The organism is Pseudomonas sp. 44 R 15, assembly GCF_900004965.1.
Taxonomy (GTDB): domain Bacteria; phylum Pseudomonadota; class Gammaproteobacteria; order Pseudomonadales; family Pseudomonadaceae; genus Aquipseudomonas; species Aquipseudomonas orientalis_A.
Window position 1 is genome coordinate 45,502 of sequence record NZ_CVTU01000099.1, and the last position, 22,914, is coordinate 68,415.

The following is a 22,914-nucleotide window of genomic DNA, read 5'->3' on the forward strand; positions in this document are numbered from 1 at the left end:
AGCAGCCGTTACCGCAGAAACGGATATGTACTCGGTCTGATCCAACATCCTGGTCGGCCCTGAGGCCGCCATCGGGGGCAAGCCCCCTCCCACATTTAGATCTGTGAATACATTCAAAGTGTGGGAGGGGCGGTGCGACGATTCGACTTGCCCCCGATAGCGGTCTGAAGCAGTCACAGCTTGGCAATCGACACCTCAGTCGATTTCACAAAGGCAATCACCTCGCTGCCAATCACCAGCTCCAGCTCTTTCACCGAGCGCGTGGTGATTACAGACGTGACAATGCCCGAGGCCGTCTGCACGTCGATCTCCGACAACACGTCGCCCACCACGATTTCCTTGATGGTGCCTTTGAATTGGTTACGCACGTTGATGGCTTTAATAGTCATGATGGTTTTCCTGTACAGGTTATTGAGCCCAACGCAATTGCGTCGGCAGCGGTGAAACAGGTTCGGGTTCCGGCGGTGAGCCGGGCAGCGACAGCACGCGGTTGAGTACTTCGGCCTCCAGCGCGGCCAGGCGATGTGAGCCACGGGCGCGTGGGCGTGGCAGGTCGATGCTCAGGTCGAGGCCGATTTCGCCGTCTTCGATCAGGATCACCCGGTCGGCAATCGCCACGGCTTCGCTGACATCATGGGTGACCAGCAGCACGGTAAAGCCGTGTTTTTGCCAGAGGTTTTCGATCAGTTGCTGCATCTCGATCCGGGTCAGGGCATCCAGCGCCCCCAGCGGTTCGTCGAGCAGCAACAGGCGCGGCTGGTGAATCAAGGCGCGCGCCAGGGCGACGCGCTGCTTCTGGCCACCGGACAAGGCCGCCGGCCACTCATCGGCACGCTCGGCCAGGCCCACCGCCTCCAACGCTTGCAACGCCCTGGGACGCCAATTGCCCTTGAGGCCCAGGCCGACGTTGTCGATGATCTTTTTCCACGGCAGCAGGCGCGCTTCCTGGAACATCAGCCGCGTGTCTTCGATCGCCTCGTGCAGCGGCGCGGAGCCCGCCAGCAGTTCGCCGCCACTGGCGTTGTCCAGGCCCGCCAGCAGACGCAGCAAGGTACTCTTGCCGCAACCGCTGCGGCCGACCACGGCCACGAACTGGCCGGCAGGAATATGCAGATCGATGTCCTTGAGCACTTCGCGAGCGCCAAAGGACTTGCGCAACTTGCGCACCGCCAGGGGGATACCCTTGAGCAGGCGCGGGGGTTGTTGAGCCGTCATGCCGCACCTCCCTTGTTCACTTGATACGCCGGGTGCCAGCGCAGCCATACCCGTTCCAGGCCACGCGCCGCCAGGTCGGCCAGCTTGCCGAGGATCGCGTACATCACGATCGCCAGCACCACCACGTCGGTTTGCAGGAATTCGCGGGCATTCATCGCCAGGTAACCGATGCCGGAACTGGCCGAGATGGTTTCCGCCACGATCAACGTCAACCACATGAAGCCCAGGGCAAAGCGCACGCCCACCAGGATCGACGGCAACGCGCCCGGCAGGATCACTTGCCAGAACAGGCTGAAGCCGGACAAACCGTAGCTGCGCGACATTTCCACCAGCGCCGGGTCGACGTTGCGGATGCCGTGGTAGGTGTTCAGGTAGATCGGAAACAACGTGCCCAGCGCTACCAGGAAAATCTTCGCGGTCTCGTCAATCCCGAACCACAGGATCACCAATGGAATCAGCGCCAGGTGCGGCACGTTGCGGATCATCTGCACCGAGCTGTCGAGCAACCGTTCGCCCCACTTCGACAGGCCGGTGATAAAGCCCAGGGCCAGGCCGATGCTGCCACCGATCACAAAGCCCAGGCCCGCGCGCCAGCCGCTGATAGCCAGGTGCGTCCAGATTTCGCCGCTGCGGACCAGGTTGACGCCAGCCTCGATGACCGCACTGGGCGCCGGCAGAATACGCGTGGACAACCACCCTGCCGTCACCGACAACTGCCACACCGCCAGCAATAGAATCGGCAGCACCCAGGGCGCCACGCGATGGCTGAGTTTCTCAAGGTTCATGGCGCCCCTCAGCTCTGTGATGCAGCTTTGGGAAGGATGTCGTTGGCCACCATCTCGCCGAACGGGCTGACATAGCCGGCGCCTTTCGGCAGTTCGGGACGTTCGATATCCAGGTGCGGGAACAGCAACTCGGCGACCCGATACGACTCTTCCAGGTGCGGATAACCGGAGAAGATAAAGGTGTCGATGCCCAGGTCCGCGTATTCCTTGACCCGTGCCGCAACCGTTGGGCCATCGCCCACCAGCGCCGTGCCCGCGCCGCCACGCACCAGGCCGACCCCGGCCCACAGGTTGGGGCTGACTTCCAGGTTGTCGCGGCTGCCGCCATGCAAGGCCGCCATGCGCTGCTGGCCCACCGAGTCGAAGCGCGCCAGGGACGCCTGGGCGCGGGCGATGGTGTCGTCGTCCAAGTGGGAGATCAGTTTATCGGCGGCTTTCCAGGCCTCCTCGTTGGTTTCACGCACGATCACATGCAAGCGAATGCCGAAGCGCAGGGTGCGCCCGAGCTTGTCGGCCTTGGCCCGCACCTGCGCGATCTTTTCCGCCACCGCTGCCGGTGGTTCGCCCCAGGTCAGCACCATTTCAACTTGTTCGGCCGCCAGGTCCTGGGCCGCCTCGGACGACCCGCCAAAATACAGCGGCGGGCGTGGCTGCTGGACCGGCGGGTAGAGCAATTTGGCGCCCTTGACGCTGATGTGCTCGCCGTCGTAATCCACGGTTTCGCCTTCAAGCACGCGGCGCCAGATGCGGGTGAATTCCACAGAGGCCTGGTAGCGCTCTTCGTGACTGAGGAACAAGCCGTCGCCGGCCAGTTCCTCCGGGTCACCGCCGGTGACCAGGTTGAACAGTGCGCGGCCGCCGGAGAGGCGATCCAGGGTCGCGGCCTGACGTGCGGCTACCGTCGGGGAAATGATCCCGGGGCGCAGCGCGACAAGAAATTTCAGACGCTGGGTCACGGGGATCAGCGAGGCCGCCACCAGCCAGGAGTCTTCGCAGGAGCGCCCGGTCGGGATCAACACCCCGCCGAAGCCCAGGCGGTCGGCGGCCTGTGCCACTTGTTGCAGGTAACCGTGATCGACGGCGCGAGCGCCTTCGGCGGTGCCGAGGTAATGACCGTCGCCGTGGGTAGGCAGGAACCAGAAAATATTGAGGCTCATGGAGTTGTCTCCTGAAGAAGTCGGATTACGGCGCTTTGGCAACAGCGGCGGGTGGGGTCCAGATCACGTCCTTGATGCTCAAGGGCTTGGGAATCAATTTGAGCTGGTAGAAGGTGTCGGCGATTTTCTGCTGGGCCGCGACCACTTCCGGCGTCAGGAACAGTGCGCCGTAGCCCTGGCGTTTCACCGAGGTCAGGGTGATATCAGCCGGCAGGCCGAGCAGCGGCGCGACCTGGTCAGTCACTTGCTGCGGGTTAGCCTTGGACCATTCGCCCACGGCGCGCACTTCTTCCACCAGCGCCTTGATCACCTCGGGATGCTGTTCGGCGTAAGGCTTGGTGGCCAGGTAGAACTGGTGGTTGTCGGCAATACCGGTGCCGTCGCGCAGGGTGCGCGCTTGCAGCTGTTTCTCGGCGGCGGCCTGGTACGGGTCCCAGATCACCCAGGCGTCCACGCTGCCGCGCTCGAACGCGGCGCGGGCATCGGCGGGCGGCAGGAACACGGTTTTCACGTCGGTGTAGTTGAGGCCGGCGTCTTGCAGGGCACGCACCAGCAGGTAATGCACGTTGGAGCCTTTGTTCAGGACGACGGTTTTACCCTTGAGCTCAGCCACCGACTTGATCGTAGAGTCTTTGGGCACCAGGATCGCTTCACTGGTCGGCGCCGGTGGCTCATAGGCCACGTAAAGCAGATCCGCACCGGCGGCCTGGGCGAACACCGGTGGGGTTTCGCCGGTGACGCCAAAGTCGATGGAGCCGACATTCAGGCCCTCAAGCAGTTGCGGGCCACCGGGGAACTCGGTCCATTGCACCTGCACGCCCTGCGCAGCCAGGCGCTTTTCCAGCGAGCCCTTGGCCTTGAGCAGCACCAGCGTGCCGTACTTCTGATAACCGATCCGCAGGGTGTCTGCGGCGTGGGCTTGAACGATGGCGCCGAAGGACACAGCCGCAGCAAACAGTGCGACCAGACCGCGACGCAAAATGACAGTGCGCATGGCGCTCTCTCCAAATATGCGAATGGGGTAGTGGCTGCACCTGCTTGGCCGTTGGCGGCTGAGTAAGGTGAGTGTTTCCAGATGTCGGGGTAAGGCTCAAATGCTCCAGCGAGCACTCAACAAGCGTTCATTCAGTACATGCGGGTCCAGCGGCTTCGGGCGGCGGGCCATGGCGCTGTAAAACTGCTCCAGGGCTTCCTGCAGACGCTGTTCAAGCACCGGCACCAACTGCGCCTGGGCACTGCCTTCGCCGTAGGCGATCTGGCTGTCTTCGGCAAAAATCCCGTGGAGCAATTCCTGCGCCTTCAGCGCCGACAACACCGGCTTGAGGGCGTAATCCACCGCCAGCATGTGCGCGATGCTGCCGCCGGTGGCCATCGGCAACACCACCTTGTGGGCCAGGGCCCGCTCGGGCAGCAAGTCGAGTACCGTCTTCAGCGCACCGGAGAACGAGGCCTTGTACACCGGCGTGGCGATCACCAGGCCATCGGCATTCGCCACCTGCTGCAACAGGTCGATGACCTTGGGGCTGTCGAACCGCGCATGCAGCAGGTCTTCGGCCGGGAAGTCACGGATCTGGTAACTCACCACTTCCACGCCCTGGTCCTGCAGCCATTGACGGGTTTTCTCCAGCAAAACCCCGGAGCGGGAACGCTGACTGGGACTGCCTCCAAGTGTTACGACCAGCATGTAGGGAATTCCTTACGCAAGTGTCGGCGGTTCGCTGTGCAGCGATGACGCCAAGGTGGAACAGACCTTAGCAGCAGATTAATATATCTTTAAATCTTATTTATTCATTTGTTTATTCCATAAAAACATATGCGGAAAACAGATCGCCACGCGAAAAAAAAGGCCATCGAAATGGCCTGAAAACCCCTGCTTGAAATGCGCTCAACATGTGAGAGGGGGCTTGCCCCCGATTACGGTGTGTCAGTTACCAAATTTTCACCTGATCCACCGCTATCGGGGGCAAGCCCCCTCCCACACTGGTCCTGTTTCCAGGTTTGAGCTGTGTTAACGGTTGGGCTGAGGGGTGAGGCGCAGGTATGGCTTCACTGCACGGTAGCCCTTGGGAAAGCGTTGCTTGATCTCTTCCTCGTCCTTGAGCGATGGCACGATCACCACGTCATCGCCGTCCTGCCAGTTGGCCGGTGTGGCGACCTTATGGTTGTCGGTCAACTGCAGCGAGTCGATCACCCGCAGGATTTCGTGGAAATTACGGCCGGTGCTGGCCGGGTAGGTGATGGTCAGGCGGATCTTCTTGTTCGGGTCAATCACGAACAGGGAGCGCACGGTGAGGGTGTCGCTGGCGTTGGGGTGGATCAGGTCGTAGAGATCGGAAACCTTGCGGTCGGCATCGGCCAGGATCGGAAAATTGACGACGGTGTCCTGGGTTTCGTTGATGTCTTCGATCCACTTGTGGTGCGAGTCCACCGGGTCGACCGACAGCGCGATGGCCTTGACGCCGCGCTGGGCGAACTCATCCTTGAGCTTGGCGGTGAAGCCCAACTCGGTGGTGCACACCGGCGTAAAGTCCGCCGGGTGGGAAAACAGCACACCCCAGCTATCGCCCAGCCATTCGTGGAAACGAATCTTGCCGGCGCTGGAATCCTGTTCGAAGTCGGGGGCGATATCGCCCAGTCTTAGGCTCATGGTGTGGCTCCTGATGAGTGCTTATGGAGCCCACTGTGCATGCATAGGGGAAATTTTAAAAAGAATAAATATCGATTTATCTAGACGATAAAGGAATATTAAAGATCTGTTCATTGGACGTGATCAGCACTGAAGAGCACCATCTTCTTCAAGGTTCGAGAAGGCCTTGAGACGCTGTACAAAGAGGGTTCAGGAAGGGCTTGCGGGGGTTGAGCCCGACTTGAAAAGCAAGACACCTTGCCCGGCATTGCGCCGGGCAAGGTTTTACAGTCTTACAACAGCGGGATCGAGTAGCTGACGATCAAGCGGTTTTCGTCCTGGTTACGCGCGTTGGCGATATCGCTGCGCCACATAGCATTCTTCCATGCCACGCCGACGTTTTTCAGCGGACCTTCCGGTACGACGTAGGCAACAGTGATGTCACGTTCCCACTCGGACTGGCCGGTGAACTCGGTACGGTTGCTGGCAACGGTGTCGATATGGTCGCCTTTGAGGTAAACCACACCGGCGGTCAGGCCAGGTACGCCGACTTTGGCGAAGTCATAGGAGTAGCGAGCTTGCCAGGTACGCTCGCCGGCACGGGCGAACTTCTGGATTTGCATGTCGGTCGTGATGTAGGCCGACGAGCCGTCACCCTGGTTCAGCCAAGGGAAGTCGCTGCTGCCGTTGCTGACCTGGTAACCACCACCGAAGGTGTGACCGGCAACGGAGTACAGGAACAGGCCGCTGTACAGGTTGTTGTCGACTTTGCCGCGACCGGAGTTGACGCCACCGTAGTTGCCTGTGGAGAAGTAGGCGGACTGGTTGCCGTTGTTACCGTCGTCGGAGCTGTTGAAGTAACGCAGGTCAGACTTCAACACGCCCGGACCGATGGCCCAGTTGTGCGTCAGGCCCAGGAAGTGCTGCTTGTAGAAATCTTCCAGGTTGCCGTAGTAGTACTGGGCGGTCAGATCCTTGGTGATCTTGTAGTCGCCACCGGCGTAGTAGAACTTGTTGCTCGAACGCCAGTTCACGCCACGGCTGTTGGCGCCGGAGATGGACAGGCTTTCGTTGTTGCTGGAGTTACGGCCCTTGGCTTTTTCGATCTGGCCGGCGACCAGGGTCAGGTCCTTGATGTCGCTGGAGGTGATCTGGCCACCCTGGAAGGTCTGCGGCAGCAGACGACCATCGTTGGTCACGATAACCGGCAGCTTGGGCTGCAAGGTACCCAGCTTCAATTCAGTCTGGGAAATCTTGGCTTTGGCAGTCAGGCCCAGGCTCGAGTAGTTATCAACGGCTTCGCCATTGGACTTGCTCGGGAAGATGGTGCCGCCGTAGGACGTGGCAGTCGCGCCGTTGGTGCCGCCGCCGGAATCCAGGCGAACACCCAACAGGCCAATAGCGTCAAGACCGAAGCCAACGGTGCCTTGGGTATAACCGGAGATGAAACGCAGATCGAAGCCTTGGCCCCATTCTTCGTTCTTGCTCGGGTTAGCCGTGCCTTCGCGGTTATCGGTGTTGATATAGAAGTTACGCAGACCCAGTGTGGCCTTGCTGTCTTCGATGAAACCGGCAGCGCCTGCTTGCTGGGCGATTGCGCCCAACGCTACAGCCACAGCCAAGGTGGACTTCTTCATGTACCGCTCCTCTCATTTCTAATTTTTGTATTTCTTTGGTCTCGGGTCTGACGCCCTTGATCCAACAGATGCGCGATTAGCGCCGGATAGTGACCACCAAGTCAATCGTAACCTTGTGTGTCTACTACCTTCGTCTAATAGCAGTTGATTTGGTCCCTGCAGGGTAATGAGTTTTTCATACACCCAAAAAGAATTATTTCATTCTTTTTCATACGATCCAGGAATAAGCGAATTCGTGAAACAGGCTGGTCAGGATAGACGACCCCGTCCACAAGCTAATTCCTAAAGGGTATTTTTTACTGCTTTTTTAGATCGATTAGTGTTGACGTTCCATTGCATACGTCACTGATGATCAAAAAGGCGACGCCATCATGGCCAAAGGCACATCATTCCGTCAATTTGTTACAGTTTTTGTATCGGTATTAGTTTCTTTTGATGTCAACGGCTGACGGCCTCTACGAACACGCTATCGGCACATATCAACGCTTCTGAAGGGGCATCAAGCGTTGGGATAAACGCGGTCCAATGTGGGAGGGGGCACGCCCCTCCCACATTTGGATAGGTATTGGTTGCCAGGCCGGGTTTACAAAGCCTTCTCGAAGATCTTCGAGTTGCGCTGATAGTTGTACAGCGATGCCCGCGCCGACGGCAGGCGGTCTACGCTGCTCGGCACAAAGCCGCGTTCACGGAACCAGTGGGCGGTGCGGGTGGTGAGGACGAACAAGGTCTTCAGGCCCTGGGCCCGGGCACGGGTCTGGATGCGCTCAAGCAACACATCGCCGCGCGCGCCATGGCGGTATTCCGGATTCACCGCCAGGCACGCCAATTCACCCGCATCCGAATCCGCGATCTGATACAACGCCGCGCAAGCGATTATCATCCCTTCGCGCTCGACCACGCTGAACTGCTCGATCTCGCGCTCCAGCACTTCGCGCGAGCGACGCACCAGGATGCCCTGCTCTTCCAGCGGGCTGATCAGGTCGAGCAAACCGCCGACGTCCTCGATCGCCGCTTCGCGCACCAGTTCGAATTGCTCCTGGGCGACCAGCGTACCGCCGCCATCGCGGGTGAACAGTTCGGTGAGCAGGGCGCCGTCTTCGACATAGCTGACAATATGGCTGCGCCCTACTCCGCCACGGCAGGCCTCGGCGGCGGCATCGAGCAGCTCGGCCTGGTAGTTGCTGCCCAGACGTTGCAGGTGGGCCGGCACTTGCTGCGGCCGCAGCTCGCGCACCAGGCGGCCGTTTTCATCGATAAGACCGAGATCGGCGCCGAACAGCAGCAATTTGTCGGCACCCAGGTCGATGGCGGCGCGGGTGGCGACGTCTTCGCAGGCCAGGTTGAAGATTTCACCGGTGGGCGAATAACCCAACGGCGACAGCAGCACGATGGAGCGCTCGTCCAGCAGGCGGCCGATGCCTTTGCGGTCGACCCGGCGCACTTCGCCGGTGTGGTGATAGTCCACGCCTTCGAGCACACCGATTGGCCGCGCCGTCACCAGATTGCCGCTGGCCACCCGCAGGCGCGAGCCCTGCATGGGCGATGAGGCCATGTCCATGGACAGACGCGCTTCGATGGCGATACGCAGGTGCCCCACCGCGTCGATTACGCACTCCAGGGTTGCCGCATCGGTAATGCGCAAGCCGTCGTGATAAGCCGGAACCAGGCCGCGCGCTTCAAGGCGGGCTTCGATTTGCGGACGCGAGCCGTGGACCAGTACCAGTCGCACACCCAGGCTGTGCAACAGCACCAGGTCGTGGACGATATTGCCGAAATTCGGGTGTTCCACACCATCGCCGGGCAGCATGACCACAAAGGTGCAGTCGCGGTGAGCGTTGATGTAGGGCGAAGCGTGACGAAGCCAATTAACGTAGTCGGGCATAACACCTGGGCCTGTAATAAAAAGCAGCCAAAAAGGGATCAATCGTGAAAGCGCACAGCGGGCTGATGGTTATCGTCGGAACAGGCTTGGCGACACGCTCACTCTCCTTCTATGTACGAACAGGCAGGGGTTAATTTATGCGGGTTTCAGGCAGTAATGTTCGATCAGTTCCCGCAATAGACGCACTGTAGGCGTCAAGCGTGACATTTCGAGGTATTCGCCCGGCTGGTGCGCACAGGCGATATCGCCAGGGCCAAGCACCAGGGTTTCGCAACCAAGGCGCTGAAGATAAGGCGCTTCGGTGCCGAACGCCACCGCTTCGGCGCGATGACCGGTCAAACGCTCTGCGACCCGCACCAGTTCGGCGTCTTCCGGCTGTTCGAACGGCGGCACTTCGGGGAACAGCGGCGCGTAGTCGATCTTGACCTGATGACGCTCGGCCAGGGGTTGCAGCTTCTGCCGGATGGCGGCGCGCAGAACCTGCGGGTCCATGCCCGGCAACGGCCGCAGGTCGAATTCCAAGGAGCATTGGCCGCAGATGCGGTTGGGGTTGTCGCCGCCATGGATACAGCCAAAGTTCATGGTCGGCTGCGGCACGCTGAACTGCGGGTTGCGGTATTCGCGTTGCCAGGCCAGGCGCAGGCCGCGCAGTTCGCCGATGGCGTCGTGCATGGCTTCCAGGGCGCTGTGGCCCAGGCTCGGGTCCGATGAATGGCCGCTTTGGCCAAGAATGTCGATGCGCTCCATCATCACGCCTTTGTGCAGGCGGACCGGCTTGAGCCCGGTCGGCTCGCCGATCACCGCTGCGCGGCACAGCGGGCGTCCGGCTTCGGCCAATGCCCGAGCGCCGGACATGGAGCTTTCCTCATCGCACGTGGCGAGGATCAGCAGCGGTTGCTTGAACGGTTGATCGAGCAGCGGCAACACGGCTTCGATGACCAGGGCAAAGAAGCCCTTCATGTCGCAACTGCCCAGTCCTACCCAGCGGCCGTCGACTTCCGTCAGCTTGAGCGGATCGGTTTTCCACAATGCCGCGTCGTAGGGCACCGTGTCGCTGTGACCGGCCAGCACCAGGCCGCCGGGGCCGCTGCCAAAGCTGGCCAGCAGGTTGAATTTGCCGGGGCTGACGTGCTGGATGTCGATGGCAAAGCCCAGGTCGCCCAGCCAGGTGGCGAGCAGATCGATCACCGGGCGGTTGGTCTGATCCAGCGACGCTTGAGTGCAACTGACCGACGGCGCGGCAATCAACGCGGCAAACTGCTCTTTCATGGACGGTAACGGCATGCGCGGTCTCCAACTTCCCGGATGAGCCCCACTATAGAGCCATCTGCACGACACAATAAACCGTTGCGGCACGTTGCCGGGCTCACTCCTGTACACTGCACGACCTTGGCAGCCACACTTTTCCCCGGCTGCGCTCCCGATCCTGGATTTTCCGGCCATGCAGAAAGAAACCGAAATCAAGCTCCGCGTCAGCCGCGAGACACTCGCCGCGCTGCGTGAGCACCCGCTACTGAAAAAACGCAACAAAAGTGGCTGGGAACGCCGTGAGTTGATGAATCAGTACTTCGACACCCCCGAACGCGACCTGGCCCAGGCCAAGGTGGCCCTGCGCCTGCGCAAGGACGGTGACGACATCATCCAGACCCTCAAGACCCGCGGCCAAAGTGTTGCCGGCTTGTCGGAGCGTAACGAATACAACTGGGACCTGCCCAAAGCCAAGCTCGACGTGAAGAAGCTCGACGGCGAGTGCTGGCCCGAGCAACTGGCCGAGCTGGACAAAAAGACCCTCAAGCCGATCTTTACCACCGACTTCGTGCGTGAACGCGCCGAAATCGCCTGGGGTCGCGGCAAGGCCAAGGTGGTGATCGAAGCCGCCCTGGACCTGGGCCATGTGGTCGTCGGCAAGCAGAAGGAAGAAATCTGCGAGCTGGAACTGGAACTGCGCGAAGGCGAGCCGGCAGCGTTGCTGGAGCTGGCCGCCGAACTGGCGGCGACCCTGGCGCTGATGCCGTGTGACATCAGCAAGGCCGAACGTGGCTATCGCCTGTACGACGCCAGCAGCTATTCCCTGAGCCTGCCGGCACCGCAGATTCACGCCGAAATGCCGTTGGACGATGCCTTCGCCGCAATCATGTGGCACCTGCTGGGCAGCAGCCAGCGCCTGGCCGAGCAATATCGCTTCAATGGCCACTGGCGTCTGCTGCAGGATTGGGTCGAGAACCTCGGCGAATTGCGCGCCCTGATCGGCAGCCTCGGCCAGGCCGCGCCGCGTCAATCCACCAGTGAGCTGCGCAGTGCCCTCGATGCGTTGCTGGAAGACTGGCGCCCGCTGGTCCAGGCCGGTGACGACGATGAAGACATTCGCAAAGCCGCACCGGAGCAGTTCGTTGAAGAATTGCAGGATGTGCGCTGGGGCCTGTTCTCCCTGAACACCTCGCGCTGGCTGCTGGCCCGCACCTGGACCGAAGCGCGCAACGTGCGTGGCAACCGTCAGGGCGCCGCGCAGATCACCAACTGGCTACCGCGCCTGTTGGCCGATGACGCCGTTGCCCTGCAACTGCCGCGTTACCAGCAGCAGCCCGAAGACCTGGCCGAGCAATTGCCGCGCATCGAACGCATCCAGGCCTGGCTGCACCATGCGCGCCACGTGGTGGACATCCCGGAACTGGACCGCTTGTACGGCGAGCTGAACAAGCTGGCGCACCTGGCCAACCAGCCGATTACCGATGAGTCACTGGATGCGCGGATGCACCAGGCGATTGCGGTGTATCAGAACCGGGCCTGGAAGACCTTGCTGCGTTTGTAATATCGCCATCGGGGGCAAGCCCCCTCCCACATTGGATTGCGTTCCCCTGTGGGAGGGGGCTTGCCCCGATGAGGCCGCCTCTGTCAGCGCAATACTGGCAGGCTGGTGGTGGACTTGATCTCCGACAAAGCCACAATCGAATTGACCTCCTGAATCCCCGGCACCATCGACAACTTGTCAAAGAAAAACCGCTCGTACGCCTCGATGTCCGACGCAACAATGCGCAATAAAAAATCCACCGCCCCCATCAGCACGTAACACTCCAGCACTTCCGGAAAGCCACGAATCGCCTCGGTGAACTCGGTGAAGTTGGATCGACCGTGGGCGTTGAGTTTGACCTCGGCGAAGATCTGCGTGTTGAGGCCGATTTTCTTGCGGTCCAGCAGCGTCACCTGGCCGCGAATCACGCCCTCTTCCTTCAACCGCTGGATGCGCCGCCAGCAGGGCGACTGGGACAGGCCGACCTGTTCGGCAATCTGCGCGCTGGAGAGCGAGGCGTCCTCTTGCAGCAGGGCCAGGATACGGCGGTCATACACGTCCAACTCGCTGTGCATAAAAATACCTTCTATGGCGCTTATCTTGAATTATCTGATTCAATTTTGTGCGATTCATGCGCATCTTAGATAAGAAATCTCCCAAGGCGAATGTAAAAATTTCTCCAGTCGAATCTGGAGAGTCAGCATGCACGCCGTCGAAACCGTCCACCCTGTCACCCGCGCCGATGCGTGGGCTGTCGATAGCCTTCAGTGCGAGGCCCATTATCGGATTGCCGCAGAGGCGGAACCGGACGTGCTGTGCCGGGTACTCAATTACTTCGCGCTGCAATTTCTCACGCCCAGCCAGGTGATCGTGAACAGGCAAGACGACCTGCTGCATATCGACATCGTGATGGAAGGCCTGAGCTGGCATCGGGCCCAGGTGATCGGTGAAAAGTTTCGAAACCTGATCAGCGTGTGTTCCGTAGAGCTGTGGCCGGCAGGTAGCGCGCGGCCTCATGCCGTGGTGGCAGCCTCTCGGCAAAAGCCTGCAATACACGCCCAGGGAGAATGTTCAGAAGCTGGCTAGCCTGGGATTACACCCCGACGCCAGGAACCTCCATGTCTCCCGTCCTGCAAGATCGCCCTCTGGAACTGCAACAGTTGCTGCCTGCATTGATCGAGCAGCAACTGATTACGCCAGAGACGGCGCGGCAATTATCGTCCGCTCCCGCCAGCGCCCGGCACCCCCTGGAATTGATCGCCGCACAAGGAACGTGCCTGGAAACACTGACGCAGTGGCTGGCCCGGCACGTCGATCAGCCTTATCTGCGCATCGACCCGCTGAAGATCGACGTGGCGACGGTGGTGCCGCTGATGTCCCACGCCTTCGCCCAGCGTCACGCCATCCTTGCAGTGGCCGTGGATGCGCGCAGCGTGACGGTTGCCAGCGCTCAGCCCCATGTCAGCGGTTGGGAGGCCGGGCTGTCCCAGGTACTCAAACGCTCGATCAAGCGCGTGGTGGCCAACCCCCAAACCCTCCAGCGCTGTATCAATGAATTTTACCGTCTGGCCAAATCGGTCAGCGGCGCCGACCAGCAAATGGCGCCCCCCGGTACTGTCGAACGGCTCAGCCTGGGCGCCGGCGATAGCGAACCGCATGCCGATGACGCGCATATCGTCAATATCGTCGACTGGCTGTTGCAGTACGCCTTTGATCAACGGGCCAGCGATATCCATATCGAGCCCTGCCGCGAACAGGGGCGTGTGCGCTTTCGCATTGACGGGCTGTTGCATGACGTCTACCAATTTCCGCCCCAGGTCACCACCGCTGTCGTCAGCCGACTGAAAAGCCTTGGGCGTATGAATGTGGCGGAGAAGCGCAAGCCCCAGGATGGGCGCATCAACATGAAAACGGCGGGCGTTGAAGTGGAACTGCGCCTGTCGACCTTGCCCATCGCCTTCGGCGAAAAGCTGGTCATGCGCATTTTTGATCCCCAGGTGCTGCTCAAGGATTTCGATCAATTGGGGCTGTCCGCCGACGATCAGCAGCGCTGGCAGATCATGACCCGACAGGCCAACGGCATCATTCTGGTCACCGGCCCCACCGGCTCGGGCAAGACCAGCACGCTCTACAGCACCCTCAGGCAACTGGCGACCCGGGAGGTCAACCTGTGCACGGTGGAGGACCCCATCGAAATGGTCGAGCCGGCATTCAACCAGATGCAGGTGCAGCACAACATCGACCTGACCTTCGCCAGCGGTATCCGCGCGTTGCTGCGCCAGGACCCGGACATCATCATGATCGGCGAGATTCGCGACCAGGAGACCGCCGAGATGGCGATCCAGGCCGCGCTGACCGGGCACCTGGTGCTGTCAACGCTGCACACCAACGATGCGCCGAGCGCCATCAGCCGCTTGCAGGAGTTGGGCATCGCTCATTATTTGATCAAGGCGACGCTGATAGGCGTCATGGCACAGCGCCTGGTGCGCGTGCTGTGCCCCCATTGCAAACGCGGCGTGGCCGACGTCTACGCAGCGGTCGGGTGTGGAGAGTGCCGCGACAGTGGCTATCGGGGCAGGGCCGGGCTTTACGAGATCATGGTCCTGGATGAAACCCTCAAGGCGCTGATCACCCCCGGCGCTGACGTTCAGGCCTTGCGCCATGCCGCACTCGGGCAAGGCATGCACAGCCTGCGGATGGCCGGCATGCAAAAGGTGAAGGCGGGGCTGACGACGCTGGCGGAAGTCCTCAGGGTTACCCCTGGGGATTCAGAAACAAATCCTTTGTGCATTGGGCAATGAAACCGTCCTTATCCGTGACGACACCGTTACAATCGACCGAACGTCGTGTCACTGACATCATCAGATAGGGAATCGCAATGCAGATCGGAACCGTACTGCTTCTTTTCGTGGGATTGGCCATTGCCATCCTGTTCATGGGTTTCAAGGTGGTGCCCCAGGGCTACCAGTGGACCGTCGAACGTTTCGGCCGCTATACCAACACCCTCAAGCCCGGCCTGAACATCATCATCCCGGTCATGGACCGCATCGGCCGCAAGATCAACGTGATGGAAAGCGTGCTGGATATCCCGCCCCAGGAAGTGATTACCGCCGACAACGCCACCGTGCAGATTGACGCCGTGTGCTTCTTCCAGGTGGTCAACACTGCCCAGGCCGCGTATGAGGTGAACAACCTCGAACATGCCATTCGCAACCTGCTGCAAACCAATATCCGTACGGTGCTCGGTTCCATGGAGCTGGATGCCATGCTCAGCCAGCGCGACGGTATCAACGAAAAGCTGCTGCGCACCGTCGACGAAGCCACGGCGCCGTGGGGCATCAAGATCACCCGTATCGAAATCAAGGACATCAGCCCGCCCGCCGACCTCATGGCGGCCATGTCCGGGCAAATGAAAGCCGAACGGATCAAGCGTGCGCAGATCCTTGAAGCCGAAGGCCTGCGAGCCTCGGCGATCCTTACCGCCGAGGGCAAGAAACAGGCGCAGATCCTCGAGGCAGAGGGTAGCCGCCAGGCCGCCTTCCTCGAATCCGAAGCCCGTGAACGTCAGGCCGAGGCTGAAGCCCGCGCGACCCAGGTGGTATCGCAAGCGATCGCCTCCGGCAACGTGCAGGCGGTGAACTACTTCGTCGCGCAGAAATACATCGATGCCCTGGGCAAGCTGGCATCGGCCAACAACAGCAAGGTTATCCTGATGCCGCTGGAAGCCAGCCAGGTGATTGGTGCCGTGGGCGGTATCGGCGAGATCGTCAAAGCCACCTTCGACAACAAGAAAGGCTGAGGTCGCCACCATGTGGGATTTCCTGCAGCATCTTTCGTTCTGGGACTGGTTGGCGCTGGGCACCGTGTTGTTGATTCTTGAGGTGTTCGGTGCCGGAGGCTACCTGTTGTGGATGGGTATCGCCGCAGCGGCCGTGGGCGTGATCAAGTTTATCGTCCCGCCCCTTGGACTTGAGTGGCAACTGCTGCTGTTCGCCCTGTTGTCGATATTGACGGCCGTGTACTGGTGGCGACGCCAACGCAGCAGCGCCAAGGCCAGCGACCAGCCCGGCTTGAACGAGCGCGGCTCAGAGCTGGTCGGGCGCACGTTCGTGGTGCATCAGGCGATAGTGGACGGCAGGGGCAAGGTCAAGGTCGGCGATGGCGTATGGATGGTCACCGGTACCGATGCCCCTGTAGGCGCTCAAGTCCGCGTAATTGGGCAGGATGGCGTGGTTTTAAAGGTTGAAACTGTTTAGTCAGTGATGGAACTGGATAAGGTTAACTACAATCAAAACGTACAGATAACCCACCGGAGTCACCCATCATGCGTCTTAAATATGCTGTCGCAACCCTCGCTGTGCTCTCCCTCCCTGTCGGCTCAGCCATGGCCGACAGCTTCTGGCGTAATGTCATCTCGTCGGGCGCCACCACCGGCTCGACCTACCTGACCTTCAAGGACCACAAAATGGTCGTCGCCGCCCAGGACGACGCCGGCAGCTTCGTCGCCAGCGACGGCGGCATCCGCGGCCCGTATCTGGAGGCGGCCATGCAGAAAGTGCGCGCCGACAACCCTGGCCTGCAGGCCACGGACATGGAACTGGCCAACGCCATCCTCGCGAAGAACGCTGTTACCGAGTAACGACTACAGCGTAAAGAATGCCGCTTTTTCAAGCGGCATTTTTTTGCCTGCAACATGACGAATCGTTCACGGGCGACAGGCTATATTCAGTCGAGCCGTGCAACCATGCAGGACTCACACGTCCATCACTCATCGCCTACCGGATGCCTTCTTCGTCATGAGCCAACAGCCTTTCCTGCCGTTCTCCAAACCTACCATTGACGAAGCCACGATCTCGGCGGTCGGCGATGTCCTGCGTTCCGGCTGGATCACCAGTGGGCCGAAGGTGCAGGCATTCGAAGCGCAGTTGTCGGAATACTTTGGCGGCCGCCCGGTGCGCACCTTCAACTCCGGCACCTGCACCATGGAAATTGCCTTGCGCATCGCCGGTATCGGGCCTGGGGATGAAGTCATCACGACGCCGATCTCCTGGGTCGCCACGGCCAATGTCATCCTTGAGGTGGGCGCCACCCCGGTCTTTGCCGATATCGACCCGGTCACCCGCAACATCGATCTGGCTCAGGTTGAAGCGGCGATCACTCCACGCACCAAGGCAATCATCCCGGTCTACCTGGCCGGTTTGCCCCTGGATATGCCGATGCTCTATGCGCTGGCCAACAAGTACAAGCTGCGCATCGTCGAGGATGCCGCCCAGGCGCTGGGGTCCAGTTGGGACGGCGAACGCATCGGCGCTACCGGCGACTTCGTGTCGTTCAGCTTCCAGGCGAACAAGAACATCACTTCATCCGAAGGCGGCTGCCTGGTGCTGAACAACGCCGAAGAAGCCCGCCTGGCCGAGAAATACCGCCTGCAAGGCGTGACCCGCAGCGGTTTCGATGGCCTGGATGTGGACGTGCTGGGCGGCAAGTTCAACATGACTGATATCGCCGCCGCCATCGGCCTCGGGCAATTTGCCCACATCGAGAAGATCACCGCCCATCGCCAGAACCTGGCACGCCACTACTTCGAATGCTTCGGCAGTGATTTTGAACAACAGTACGGCGCGCAACTGCCGCCGGCGGACTTCGAAAACAGCAACTGGCACCTGTTCCAACTGGTATTGCCGGAGCGTCAGGATGGTCTGCCCGCCCGCGCTACGTTTATGGAGCAGATGCAGGCCCTTGGCGTCGGCATTGGCTATCACTACCCGCCCATCCACCTGCTGAGCCTGTATCGGGCACAGGGCTTCAAGGAAGGGATGTTCCCGGTGGCGGAGCGTGTTGGGCGATTGATCGTGTCGTTGCCGATGTTCACGGCGATGACGGAGGCGGATGTGGAGCGGGCTGTTGCGGCGGTCAAAACGGTATTGAAAGCAGGCTGATCAATTAATGTGGGAGGGGGCTTGCCCCCGATTGAGGTGGGTCAGCCACTGATGAGGAGACTGACACTCCGCCATCGGGGGCAAGCCCCCTCCCACAGGGGATCTGCGCTAACTGACCAGCATTAGGGCAAGCCCCCTCCCACATTGGGCTCTGTGTTACTCGCCGATAGCGGCTTTGTAGCCGGCAGCGTCCAGCAGTTTCTCCAGATCAGCTGCGTTGCTTGGCTTGAGCTTGAAGATCCAGGCGCCGTAAGGGTCGGAGTTCAACAGCTCAGGACTGCCGCTCAACTCTTCGTTGACCGCAATCACCTCGCCTGCAACCGGGGCATAGATGTCCGAAGCCGCCTTCACCGACTCAACCACACCCGCCTGGCCCTGGGCTTCAAATGTGGCACCCACCTCGGCCAGCTCAACAAACACCACATCGCCCAACGCTTCCTGAGCATGGTCGGAGATCCCGACGGTCACGCTGCCGTCGGCTTCCAGACGGGCCCACTCATGACTTTCGGCAAAACGCAGGTCGGCAGGGATATTGCTCATAGTCTGTGTCCTCAAGAAGAAATGTCAGCGGCCAATGGCCTGCCGGAAAATAGTTAGATCAAGGTTTTGCCATGGCGGACGAAGGTCGGCTTGACCACTCGAACCGGGTACCACTTACCGCGGATTTCCACTTCGGCCCGGTCGGCAGTCGCCGTCGGTACACGCGCCAGGGCAATGGATTTGCTAAGCGTAGGAGAGAAACTACCACTGGTGATCTCCCCTTCGCCAACATTGGCGATACGAACCACCTGGTGAGCACGCAGAACCCCACGTTCTTCCAGGACCAGCCCGACCAATTTGAACTGCACACCGGCCGCTTTTTCCGCTTCCAGCGCGGCGCGGCCGATAAAATTGCGCCCTGCCGGTTCCCAGGCGATGCTCCAGGCCATGTTGGCGGCCAGGGGCGACACCTGCTGGTGGATATCCTGACCATACAGGTTCATGCCGGCCTCCAGGCGCAAGGTATCGCGCGCGCCGAGGCCGATGGGGGAAATACCGGCGCCCACCAGGTCGTTGAAAAACCCCGGCGCCTGGTCGGCAGGCAGGACAATTTCCAGGCCGTCTTCGCCGGTGTAACCGGTGCGGGCGATAAACCAGTCGCCGTCGGCCTGGCCTTCGAAAGGTTTGAGCTGATGGATCAGGGTGCCACGGGACTGGGTCACCAGTTCGGCGATCTTCTGCCGCGCGTGGGGCCCTTGAATGGCGAGCATGGCCAGCTCGGAGCGCTCCTGCAACTGCACCTGATAGCTGCCCAGTTGCGCCTGCATCCAGGCCATGTCCTGGTCACGGGTGGCGGCGTTGACCACCAGTCGGTAACCGGTTTCGGTACGGTAGACGATCATGTCGTCCACCACCCCGCCCTGCTCGTTGAGCATGGCGCTGTACAACGCGCGGCCGCAGCCGTGCAATCGATCGACATCATTGGCCAGCAGGTGCTGGAGCCATTCCTTGGCCTGGGGGCCGCTGACATCGATCACGGTCATATGAGATACATCGAACACCCCGCAGTCGCGCCGCACCTGATGGTGCTCCTCGACTTGCGAGCCGTAATGCAAAGGCATATCCCAACCGCCAAAATCGACCATTTTCGCGCCGAGGGCGAGATGCAGGTCATACAGAGGCGTACGCTGTCCCATGGGTTTCTCCTTCCGGGCTTGGCGAAGGTGCGCAGAGCTGCCACTTGCGCCGAACACCTTGAACGACAAGGCCCGCAGCCACATACAGCAGGTCGATCCGAAAGACGGAGCACACCGAATGCCGCGCATTGTAGCCGCAAGCTGTAGGACTGGCACCTAGCCGATTTGTCGTGCGGAGCGTCGGATCAACCCGATGACCGGCAGCAACCCGACCAGCACCAGGGTCAGCGCCGGCAGCGAGGCCCGCGCCCATTCCCCTTCACTGGTCATTTCAAAGATGCGCACCGCCAGGGTGTCCCAGCCAAACGGGCGCATCAGCAAGGTGGCGGGCATTTCCTTGAGCACATCGACAAACACCAGCAGCGCCGCGCTCAGGGTGCCCGGCAGCAGGAGCGGCAGATACACCTTGCAAAACAGTTGTGGCCCACTCACGCCCAGGCTGCGTGCGGCCTCGGGCAACGATGGGCGAATACGCGCCAGGCTGTTTTCCAGAGGCCCGTAGGCGACCGCCAGGAATCGCACCAGATACGCCAGCACCAGTGCCGACAGGCTGCCCAGCAGCAACGGCTTGCCCGCGCCGCCCAGCCAGCCCGACAGCGGCACCACCAGTTCGCGGTCCAGATAGCTGAAGGCCAACATGATCGACACCGCCAACACCGACCCGGGCAAGGCATAACCGACATTCGCCAGGCTGATGCCGGAGCGGATCGCCCGCGTCGGCGCCAGGCGGTTGGCGAACGCCAGTATCAGCGCCACGCTGACAGTCACCAGCGCCGCTATCCCACCCAGGTACAGCGTATGCACGATCAGGCCGGTGTAGCGCTCATCCAGGTCGAAGCGGCCGCGCTGCCAGAACCAGGCCACCAGTTGCAGCATCGGGATCACAAACGCGCAGGCGAACACCAGGCCACACCAACCGCTGGCCGCGGCCGCCTTGAGCCCACGCAGGTGATACAGCGCCTTGCTGCGCGGGCGCTCGTTGCCGGGCCGGCTCGCTCCCCGCGCGCGCCGCTCGCCATACAGCACCAGCATCACCACCAGCAACAACAGGCTGGCCAGTTGGGCGGCGCTGGACAGGCTGAAAAAGCCGTACCAGGTTTTATAGATGGCGGTGGTGAATGTGTCGAAATTGAACACCGAGACCGCACCAAAATCCGCCAGGGTTTCCATCAGGGCCAAGGCGACACCGGCACCAATCGCCGGCCGCGCCATGGGCAGCGCCACGCGCCAGAACGCCTGCCACGGCGACTGGCCCAGCACCCGTGCCGCTTCCATCAAGCCCTTGCCCTGGGCCAGGAATGCCGAACGCGCCAGCAGATAGACATAGGGGTAGAACACCAGCACCAAGACGATGATCACGCCGCTGGTGGAACGCACGCGGGGCAGGCGCAGCCCCGCGCCGAACCCTTCGCGCAGCAGGGTCTGCACCGGGCCTGCAAAGTCCAGCAGTCCTACAAACACGAAGGCCAGCACATAGGCCGGAATCGCAAAGGGCAGCATCAACGCCCAATCCAGCCAGCGCCGCCCCGGGAACTCGCAAAGGCTGGTCAGCCAGGCCAGGCTCACCCCCAGCAAGGTCACGCCAACGCCGACGCCGAGTACCAGGGTCAAGGTGTTGCCCAGTAAGCGAGGCATCTGCGTGTCCCACAGGTGGGACCAGATTTGTTGATCGATGCTTTGCCAGGACAGCAACAGCACGCTCAGCGGCAGCAGCACCAGGGCGGCGACGGTGAAGACCGGCAGGTACCAGCGGCGTTGGGCGGGGTGGGCCAAAAGCAAATTCCCTGGGAATGGACTGTCTGACAGCAGACATAAAACAGTGCGGGAGGTGGCCGTCTGTAGGAGCGAGCTTGCTCGCGAAAAACGTCAACGATAACGCGCGCTTCCTGAATGAACGCGGTGCCTGTGAGTTTTTCGCGAGCAAGCTCGCTCCTACAAAAAGCTTTAACGATTTAGAAACTCAGTTCCAACCGGCGCGGTCCATCAAGCGGATCGCCTCGGCCTGACGCTTGCCCGCCACTTCCACCGGCAAGGTATCGGCCACGAATTTGCCCCAGGTCGCCACTTCGGCCGACGGCGGTACCGCCGGGTTGGCCGGGAACTCCTGGTTCACGTCGGCGAAGATCTTCTGCGCCTCGGGCGTGGTCATCCATTCCACCAGGGCCTTGGCCGCCGCCGGGTGTGGCGCGTGTTTGGTCAAGCCAATGCCCGACAGGTTCACATGCACGCCACGGTCGCCCTGGTTCGGCCAGAACAGCTTCACCGCCAGGTCCGGCTTCTGCTTGTGCAGGCGACCGTAGTAGTAAGTGTTGACGATACCCACGTCGCATTGCCCGGCGTTGATCGCCTCCAGCACGGCGATATCGTCGGAGAACACGTCGGTGGACAGGTTATTCACCCAGCCTTTGACGATTTCTTCGGTCTTGGCCGCGCCGTGGGTCTCGATCAGCGTGGCGGTCAGGGACTGGTTATAGACCTTTTTCGCCGTGCGCAGGCACAGGCGGCCTTCCCACTGTTTGTCGGCCAGGGCTTCGTAGGTGGTCAGGTCGCCCGGTTTTACCCGGTCGGTGGAATAGGCGATGGTGCGCGCGCGCAGGCTCAACCCGGTCCACGCATGGGCCGAGGAGCGGTATTGCAGCGGAATATTCTTGTCGATCACCTCGGAGGTGAACGGCTGCAGGATGCCCATCTGCTCGGCCTGCCAGAGGTTGCCGGCGTCGACGGTGAGCAGCAGGTCAGCGGTGGCATTTTCGCCCTCGGCCTTGATGCGCTGCATCAGCGGGGCTTCCTTGTCGGTGATGAACTTCACCTGTACGCCGGTCTTGCGGGTATAGGCGTCGAACACCGGCTTGATCAGTTCGTCGATGCGCGAGGAGTAGACCACCACTTCGTCGGCGGCCTGCGCGGTGGCGCTGCCGATCAGGGTGAGTGCCAGGGCAGTCAGGAGGCGCTTGGATGCCAACATGGGTGCGGTCTCTCATTTGCAAAAAGTGCGCAAATGATAAGGACTCACATTTGGTAACGCTTGATGGAGGCGTTACCAGATGTTGCACGGTTTGAGGTATGTGTGAGGGCTGGCGGCCTCATCGGGGCATAGGTATCTACACAACCCAGCAGCGCCCAACCGTAACCACGATGCGAAGCGAGTCGCTCTTGATCTGCTTTTGATCCTAGGCGCCCCGTTAAACCACGCTGGCCGAACGCAGGCT

22 protein-coding genes are annotated in these 22,914 nt (G+C 61.1%); 7 read left to right on the top strand and 15 right to left on the bottom strand.

What is annotated here, in order from left to right:
* Positions 1-173: 173 nt before the first annotated feature.
* The 10 genes from BFP93_RS16400 to argE all read right to left on the bottom strand — a co-directional run bounded on the left by BFP93_RS16400 (position 174) and on the right by argE (position 10,586).
* Positions 174-389 carry a TOBE domain-containing protein gene (locus tag BFP93_RS16400; protein ID WP_003176783.1) on the bottom strand — a complete coding sequence of 72 codons (216 nt, stop codon included), beginning with the start codon at positions 387-389 and terminating at the stop codon, positions 174-176.
* Positions 390-408: 19 nt separating this feature from the next.
* A complete protein-coding gene (gene ssuB, locus BFP93_RS16405; protein WP_065887044.1) occupies positions 409-1,215 on the bottom strand; it encodes an aliphatic sulfonates ABC transporter ATP-binding protein in 807 nt (268 codons plus the stop codon).
* Positions 1,212-2,000, bottom strand: coding sequence for an aliphatic sulfonate ABC transporter permease SsuC (ssuC, locus tag BFP93_RS16410; RefSeq protein ID WP_065893886.1), 789 nt, complete (start codon positions 1,998-2,000; stop codon positions 1,212-1,214). The genes ssuB and ssuC overlap by 4 nt, the downstream gene beginning before the upstream one ends.
* Before the next feature lie 8 nt (positions 2,001-2,008).
* Complete coding sequence (gene ssuD / locus BFP93_RS16415; protein WP_065887042.1) at positions 2,009-3,157, bottom strand: FMNH2-dependent alkanesulfonate monooxygenase; 1,149 nt, start codon at positions 3,155-3,157, stop codon at positions 2,009-2,011.
* Positions 3,158-3,182: 25 nt separating this feature from the next.
* Positions 3,183-4,151 (bottom strand): sulfonate ABC transporter substrate-binding protein, encoded by a 969-nt coding sequence (locus BFP93_RS16420; RefSeq protein WP_065887041.1) that lies wholly within the window; start codon positions 4,149-4,151, stop codon positions 3,183-3,185.
* A gap of 96 nt (positions 4,152-4,247) precedes the next feature.
* Entirely contained in the window at positions 4,248-4,841 is a 594-nt protein-coding gene (ssuE, locus tag BFP93_RS16425; protein ID WP_057723407.1) for an NADPH-dependent FMN reductase, read from the bottom strand.
* A 324-nt stretch (positions 4,842-5,165) separates the two neighbouring features.
* Positions 5,166-5,804, bottom strand: coding sequence for a peroxiredoxin (locus tag BFP93_RS16430; RefSeq protein ID WP_065887040.1), 639 nt, complete (start codon positions 5,802-5,804; stop codon positions 5,166-5,168).
* Positions 5,805-6,076: 272 nt separating this feature from the next.
* Positions 6,077-7,420 (bottom strand): OprD family porin, encoded by a 1,344-nt coding sequence (locus BFP93_RS16435; RefSeq protein ID WP_065887039.1) that lies wholly within the window; start codon positions 7,418-7,420, stop codon positions 6,077-6,079.
* Positions 7,421-8,003: 583 nt separating this feature from the next.
* Complete coding sequence (argA, locus tag BFP93_RS16440; protein ID WP_065893887.1) at positions 8,004-9,302, bottom strand: amino-acid N-acetyltransferase; 1,299 nt, start codon at positions 9,300-9,302, stop codon at positions 8,004-8,006.
* 135 nt (positions 9,303-9,437) lie between these two features.
* Entirely contained in the window at positions 9,438-10,586 is a 1,149-nt protein-coding gene (gene argE / locus BFP93_RS16445) for an acetylornithine deacetylase (protein ID WP_065893888.1), read from the bottom strand.
* A 157-nt stretch (positions 10,587-10,743) separates the two neighbouring features.
* On the opposite strand from argE, the gene BFP93_RS16450 reads away from it, so the two are divergent.
* On the top strand, positions 10,744-12,111 hold the full coding sequence (locus tag BFP93_RS16450) for a CYTH domain-containing protein (RefSeq protein ID WP_065887036.1): 1,368 nt from the start codon (positions 10,744-10,746) through the stop codon (positions 12,109-12,111).
* A gap of 83 nt (positions 12,112-12,194) precedes the next feature.
* Here the strand turns inward: BFP93_RS16450 and BFP93_RS16455 are convergent, their stop codons facing one another.
* Positions 12,195-12,665 (bottom strand): Lrp/AsnC family transcriptional regulator, encoded by a 471-nt coding sequence (locus BFP93_RS16455; RefSeq protein WP_043046970.1) that lies wholly within the window; start codon positions 12,663-12,665, stop codon positions 12,195-12,197.
* A 127-nt stretch (positions 12,666-12,792) separates the two neighbouring features.
* Here BFP93_RS16455 and BFP93_RS16460 point away from each other — a divergent pair, with 127 nt between their 5' ends.
* The 6 genes from BFP93_RS16460 to BFP93_RS16485 all read left to right on the top strand — a co-directional run bounded on the left by BFP93_RS16460 (position 12,793) and on the right by BFP93_RS16485 (position 18,029).
* Complete coding sequence (locus BFP93_RS16460) at positions 12,793-13,176, top strand: hypothetical protein (protein WP_065893889.1); 384 nt, start codon at positions 12,793-12,795, stop codon at positions 13,174-13,176.
* A 32-nt stretch (positions 13,177-13,208) separates the two neighbouring features.
* A complete protein-coding gene (locus BFP93_RS16465) occupies positions 13,209-14,891 on the top strand; it encodes a GspE/PulE family protein (RefSeq protein ID WP_065893890.1) in 1,683 nt (560 codons plus the stop codon).
* Between the two features lie 77 nt (positions 14,892-14,968).
* Positions 14,969-15,889, top strand: a complete 921-nt coding sequence (locus tag BFP93_RS16470) for an SPFH domain-containing protein (protein ID WP_065893891.1) — start codon at positions 14,969-14,971, stop codon at positions 15,887-15,889.
* 10 nt (positions 15,890-15,899) lie between these two features.
* Complete coding sequence (locus tag BFP93_RS16475; protein ID WP_065887032.1) at positions 15,900-16,346, top strand: NfeD family protein; 447 nt, start codon at positions 15,900-15,902, stop codon at positions 16,344-16,346.
* A 68-nt stretch (positions 16,347-16,414) separates the two neighbouring features.
* Positions 16,415-16,729 (top strand): DUF2388 domain-containing protein, encoded by a 315-nt coding sequence (locus BFP93_RS16480; protein ID WP_057723397.1) that lies wholly within the window; start codon positions 16,415-16,417, stop codon positions 16,727-16,729.
* A 157-nt stretch (positions 16,730-16,886) separates the two neighbouring features.
* Positions 16,887-18,029: a DegT/DnrJ/EryC1/StrS family aminotransferase gene (locus tag BFP93_RS16485; RefSeq protein ID WP_065887031.1), complete on the top strand. Its 1,143-nt coding sequence runs from the start codon at positions 16,887-16,889 to the stop codon at positions 18,027-18,029.
* Positions 18,030-18,185: 156 nt separating this feature from the next.
* Here the strand turns inward: BFP93_RS16485 and gcvH are convergent, their stop codons facing one another.
* The 4 genes from gcvH to BFP93_RS16505 all read right to left on the bottom strand — a co-directional run bounded on the left by gcvH (position 18,186) and on the right by BFP93_RS16505 (position 22,670).
* Complete coding sequence (gcvH, locus tag BFP93_RS16490) at positions 18,186-18,569, bottom strand: glycine cleavage system protein GcvH (protein ID WP_065887030.1); 384 nt, start codon at positions 18,567-18,569, stop codon at positions 18,186-18,188.
* 53 nt (positions 18,570-18,622) lie between these two features.
* Complete coding sequence (gcvT, locus tag BFP93_RS16495; RefSeq protein WP_065893892.1) at positions 18,623-19,705, bottom strand: glycine cleavage system aminomethyltransferase GcvT; 1,083 nt, start codon at positions 19,703-19,705, stop codon at positions 18,623-18,625.
* Positions 19,706-19,861: 156 nt separating this feature from the next.
* Positions 19,862-21,478, bottom strand: a complete 1,617-nt coding sequence (locus tag BFP93_RS16500) for an ABC transporter permease (RefSeq protein WP_065893893.1) — start codon at positions 21,476-21,478, stop codon at positions 19,862-19,864.
* 187 nt (positions 21,479-21,665) lie between these two features.
* A complete protein-coding gene (locus tag BFP93_RS16505) occupies positions 21,666-22,670 on the bottom strand; it encodes an extracellular solute-binding protein (protein WP_065887027.1) in 1,005 nt (334 codons plus the stop codon).
* Positions 22,671-22,914 lie beyond the last annotated feature (244 nt).

What these genes read in the sequence shown, in the direction of transcription:
- gcvT (WP_065893892.1), bottom strand. Translation starts at nt 19,705, where the DNA reads ATGGGACAGCGTACGCCTCTGTATGACCTGCATCTCGCCCTCGGCGCG.
- BFP93_RS16400 (WP_003176783.1), bottom strand. Translation starts at nt 389, where the DNA reads ATGACTATTAAAGCCATCAACGTGCGTAACCAATTCAAAGGCACCATC.
- BFP93_RS16480 (WP_057723397.1), top strand. Translation starts at nt 16,415, where the DNA reads ATGCGTCTTAAATATGCTGTCGCAACCCTCGCTGTGCTCTCCCTCCCT.
- BFP93_RS16475 (WP_065887032.1), top strand. Translation starts at nt 15,900, where the DNA reads ATGTGGGATTTCCTGCAGCATCTTTCGTTCTGGGACTGGTTGGCGCTG.
- gcvH (WP_065887030.1), bottom strand. Translation starts at nt 18,569, where the DNA reads ATGAGCAATATCCCTGCCGACCTGCGTTTTGCCGAAAGTCATGAGTGG.
- ssuC (WP_065893886.1), bottom strand. Translation starts at nt 2,000, where the DNA reads ATGAACCTTGAGAAACTCAGCCATCGCGTGGCGCCCTGGGTGCTGCCG.
- argE (WP_065893888.1), bottom strand. Translation starts at nt 10,586, where the DNA reads ATGCCGTTACCGTCCATGAAAGAGCAGTTTGCCGCGTTGATTGCCGCG.
- argA (WP_065893887.1), bottom strand. Translation starts at nt 9,302, where the DNA reads ATGCCCGACTACGTTAATTGGCTTCGTCACGCTTCGCCCTACATCAAC.
- BFP93_RS16430 (WP_065887040.1), bottom strand. Translation starts at nt 5,804, where the DNA reads ATGAGCCTAAGACTGGGCGATATCGCCCCCGACTTCGAACAGGATTCC.
- BFP93_RS16460 (WP_065893889.1), top strand. Translation starts at nt 12,793, where the DNA reads ATGCACGCCGTCGAAACCGTCCACCCTGTCACCCGCGCCGATGCGTGG.
- BFP93_RS16455 (WP_043046970.1), bottom strand. Translation starts at nt 12,665, where the DNA reads ATGCACAGCGAGTTGGACGTGTATGACCGCCGTATCCTGGCCCTGCTG.
- BFP93_RS16465 (WP_065893890.1), top strand. Translation starts at nt 13,209, where the DNA reads ATGTCTCCCGTCCTGCAAGATCGCCCTCTGGAACTGCAACAGTTGCTG.
- ssuE (WP_057723407.1), bottom strand. Translation starts at nt 4,841, where the DNA reads ATGCTGGTCGTAACACTTGGAGGCAGTCCCAGTCAGCGTTCCCGCTCC.
- BFP93_RS16470 (WP_065893891.1), top strand. Translation starts at nt 14,969, where the DNA reads ATGCAGATCGGAACCGTACTGCTTCTTTTCGTGGGATTGGCCATTGCC.
- BFP93_RS16420 (WP_065887041.1), bottom strand. Translation starts at nt 4,151, where the DNA reads ATGCGCACTGTCATTTTGCGTCGCGGTCTGGTCGCACTGTTTGCTGCG.
- BFP93_RS16505 (WP_065887027.1), bottom strand. Translation starts at nt 22,670, where the DNA reads ATGTTGGCATCCAAGCGCCTCCTGACTGCCCTGGCACTCACCCTGATC.
- ssuB (WP_065887044.1), bottom strand. Translation starts at nt 1,215, where the DNA reads ATGACGGCTCAACAACCCCCGCGCCTGCTCAAGGGTATCCCCCTGGCG.
- ssuD (WP_065887042.1), bottom strand. Translation starts at nt 3,157, where the DNA reads ATGAGCCTCAATATTTTCTGGTTCCTGCCTACCCACGGCGACGGTCAT.
- BFP93_RS16450 (WP_065887036.1), top strand. Translation starts at nt 10,744, where the DNA reads ATGCAGAAAGAAACCGAAATCAAGCTCCGCGTCAGCCGCGAGACACTC.
- BFP93_RS16485 (WP_065887031.1), top strand. Translation starts at nt 16,887, where the DNA reads ATGAGCCAACAGCCTTTCCTGCCGTTCTCCAAACCTACCATTGACGAA.
- BFP93_RS16435 (WP_065887039.1), bottom strand. Translation starts at nt 7,420, where the DNA reads ATGAAGAAGTCCACCTTGGCTGTGGCTGTAGCGTTGGGCGCAATCGCC.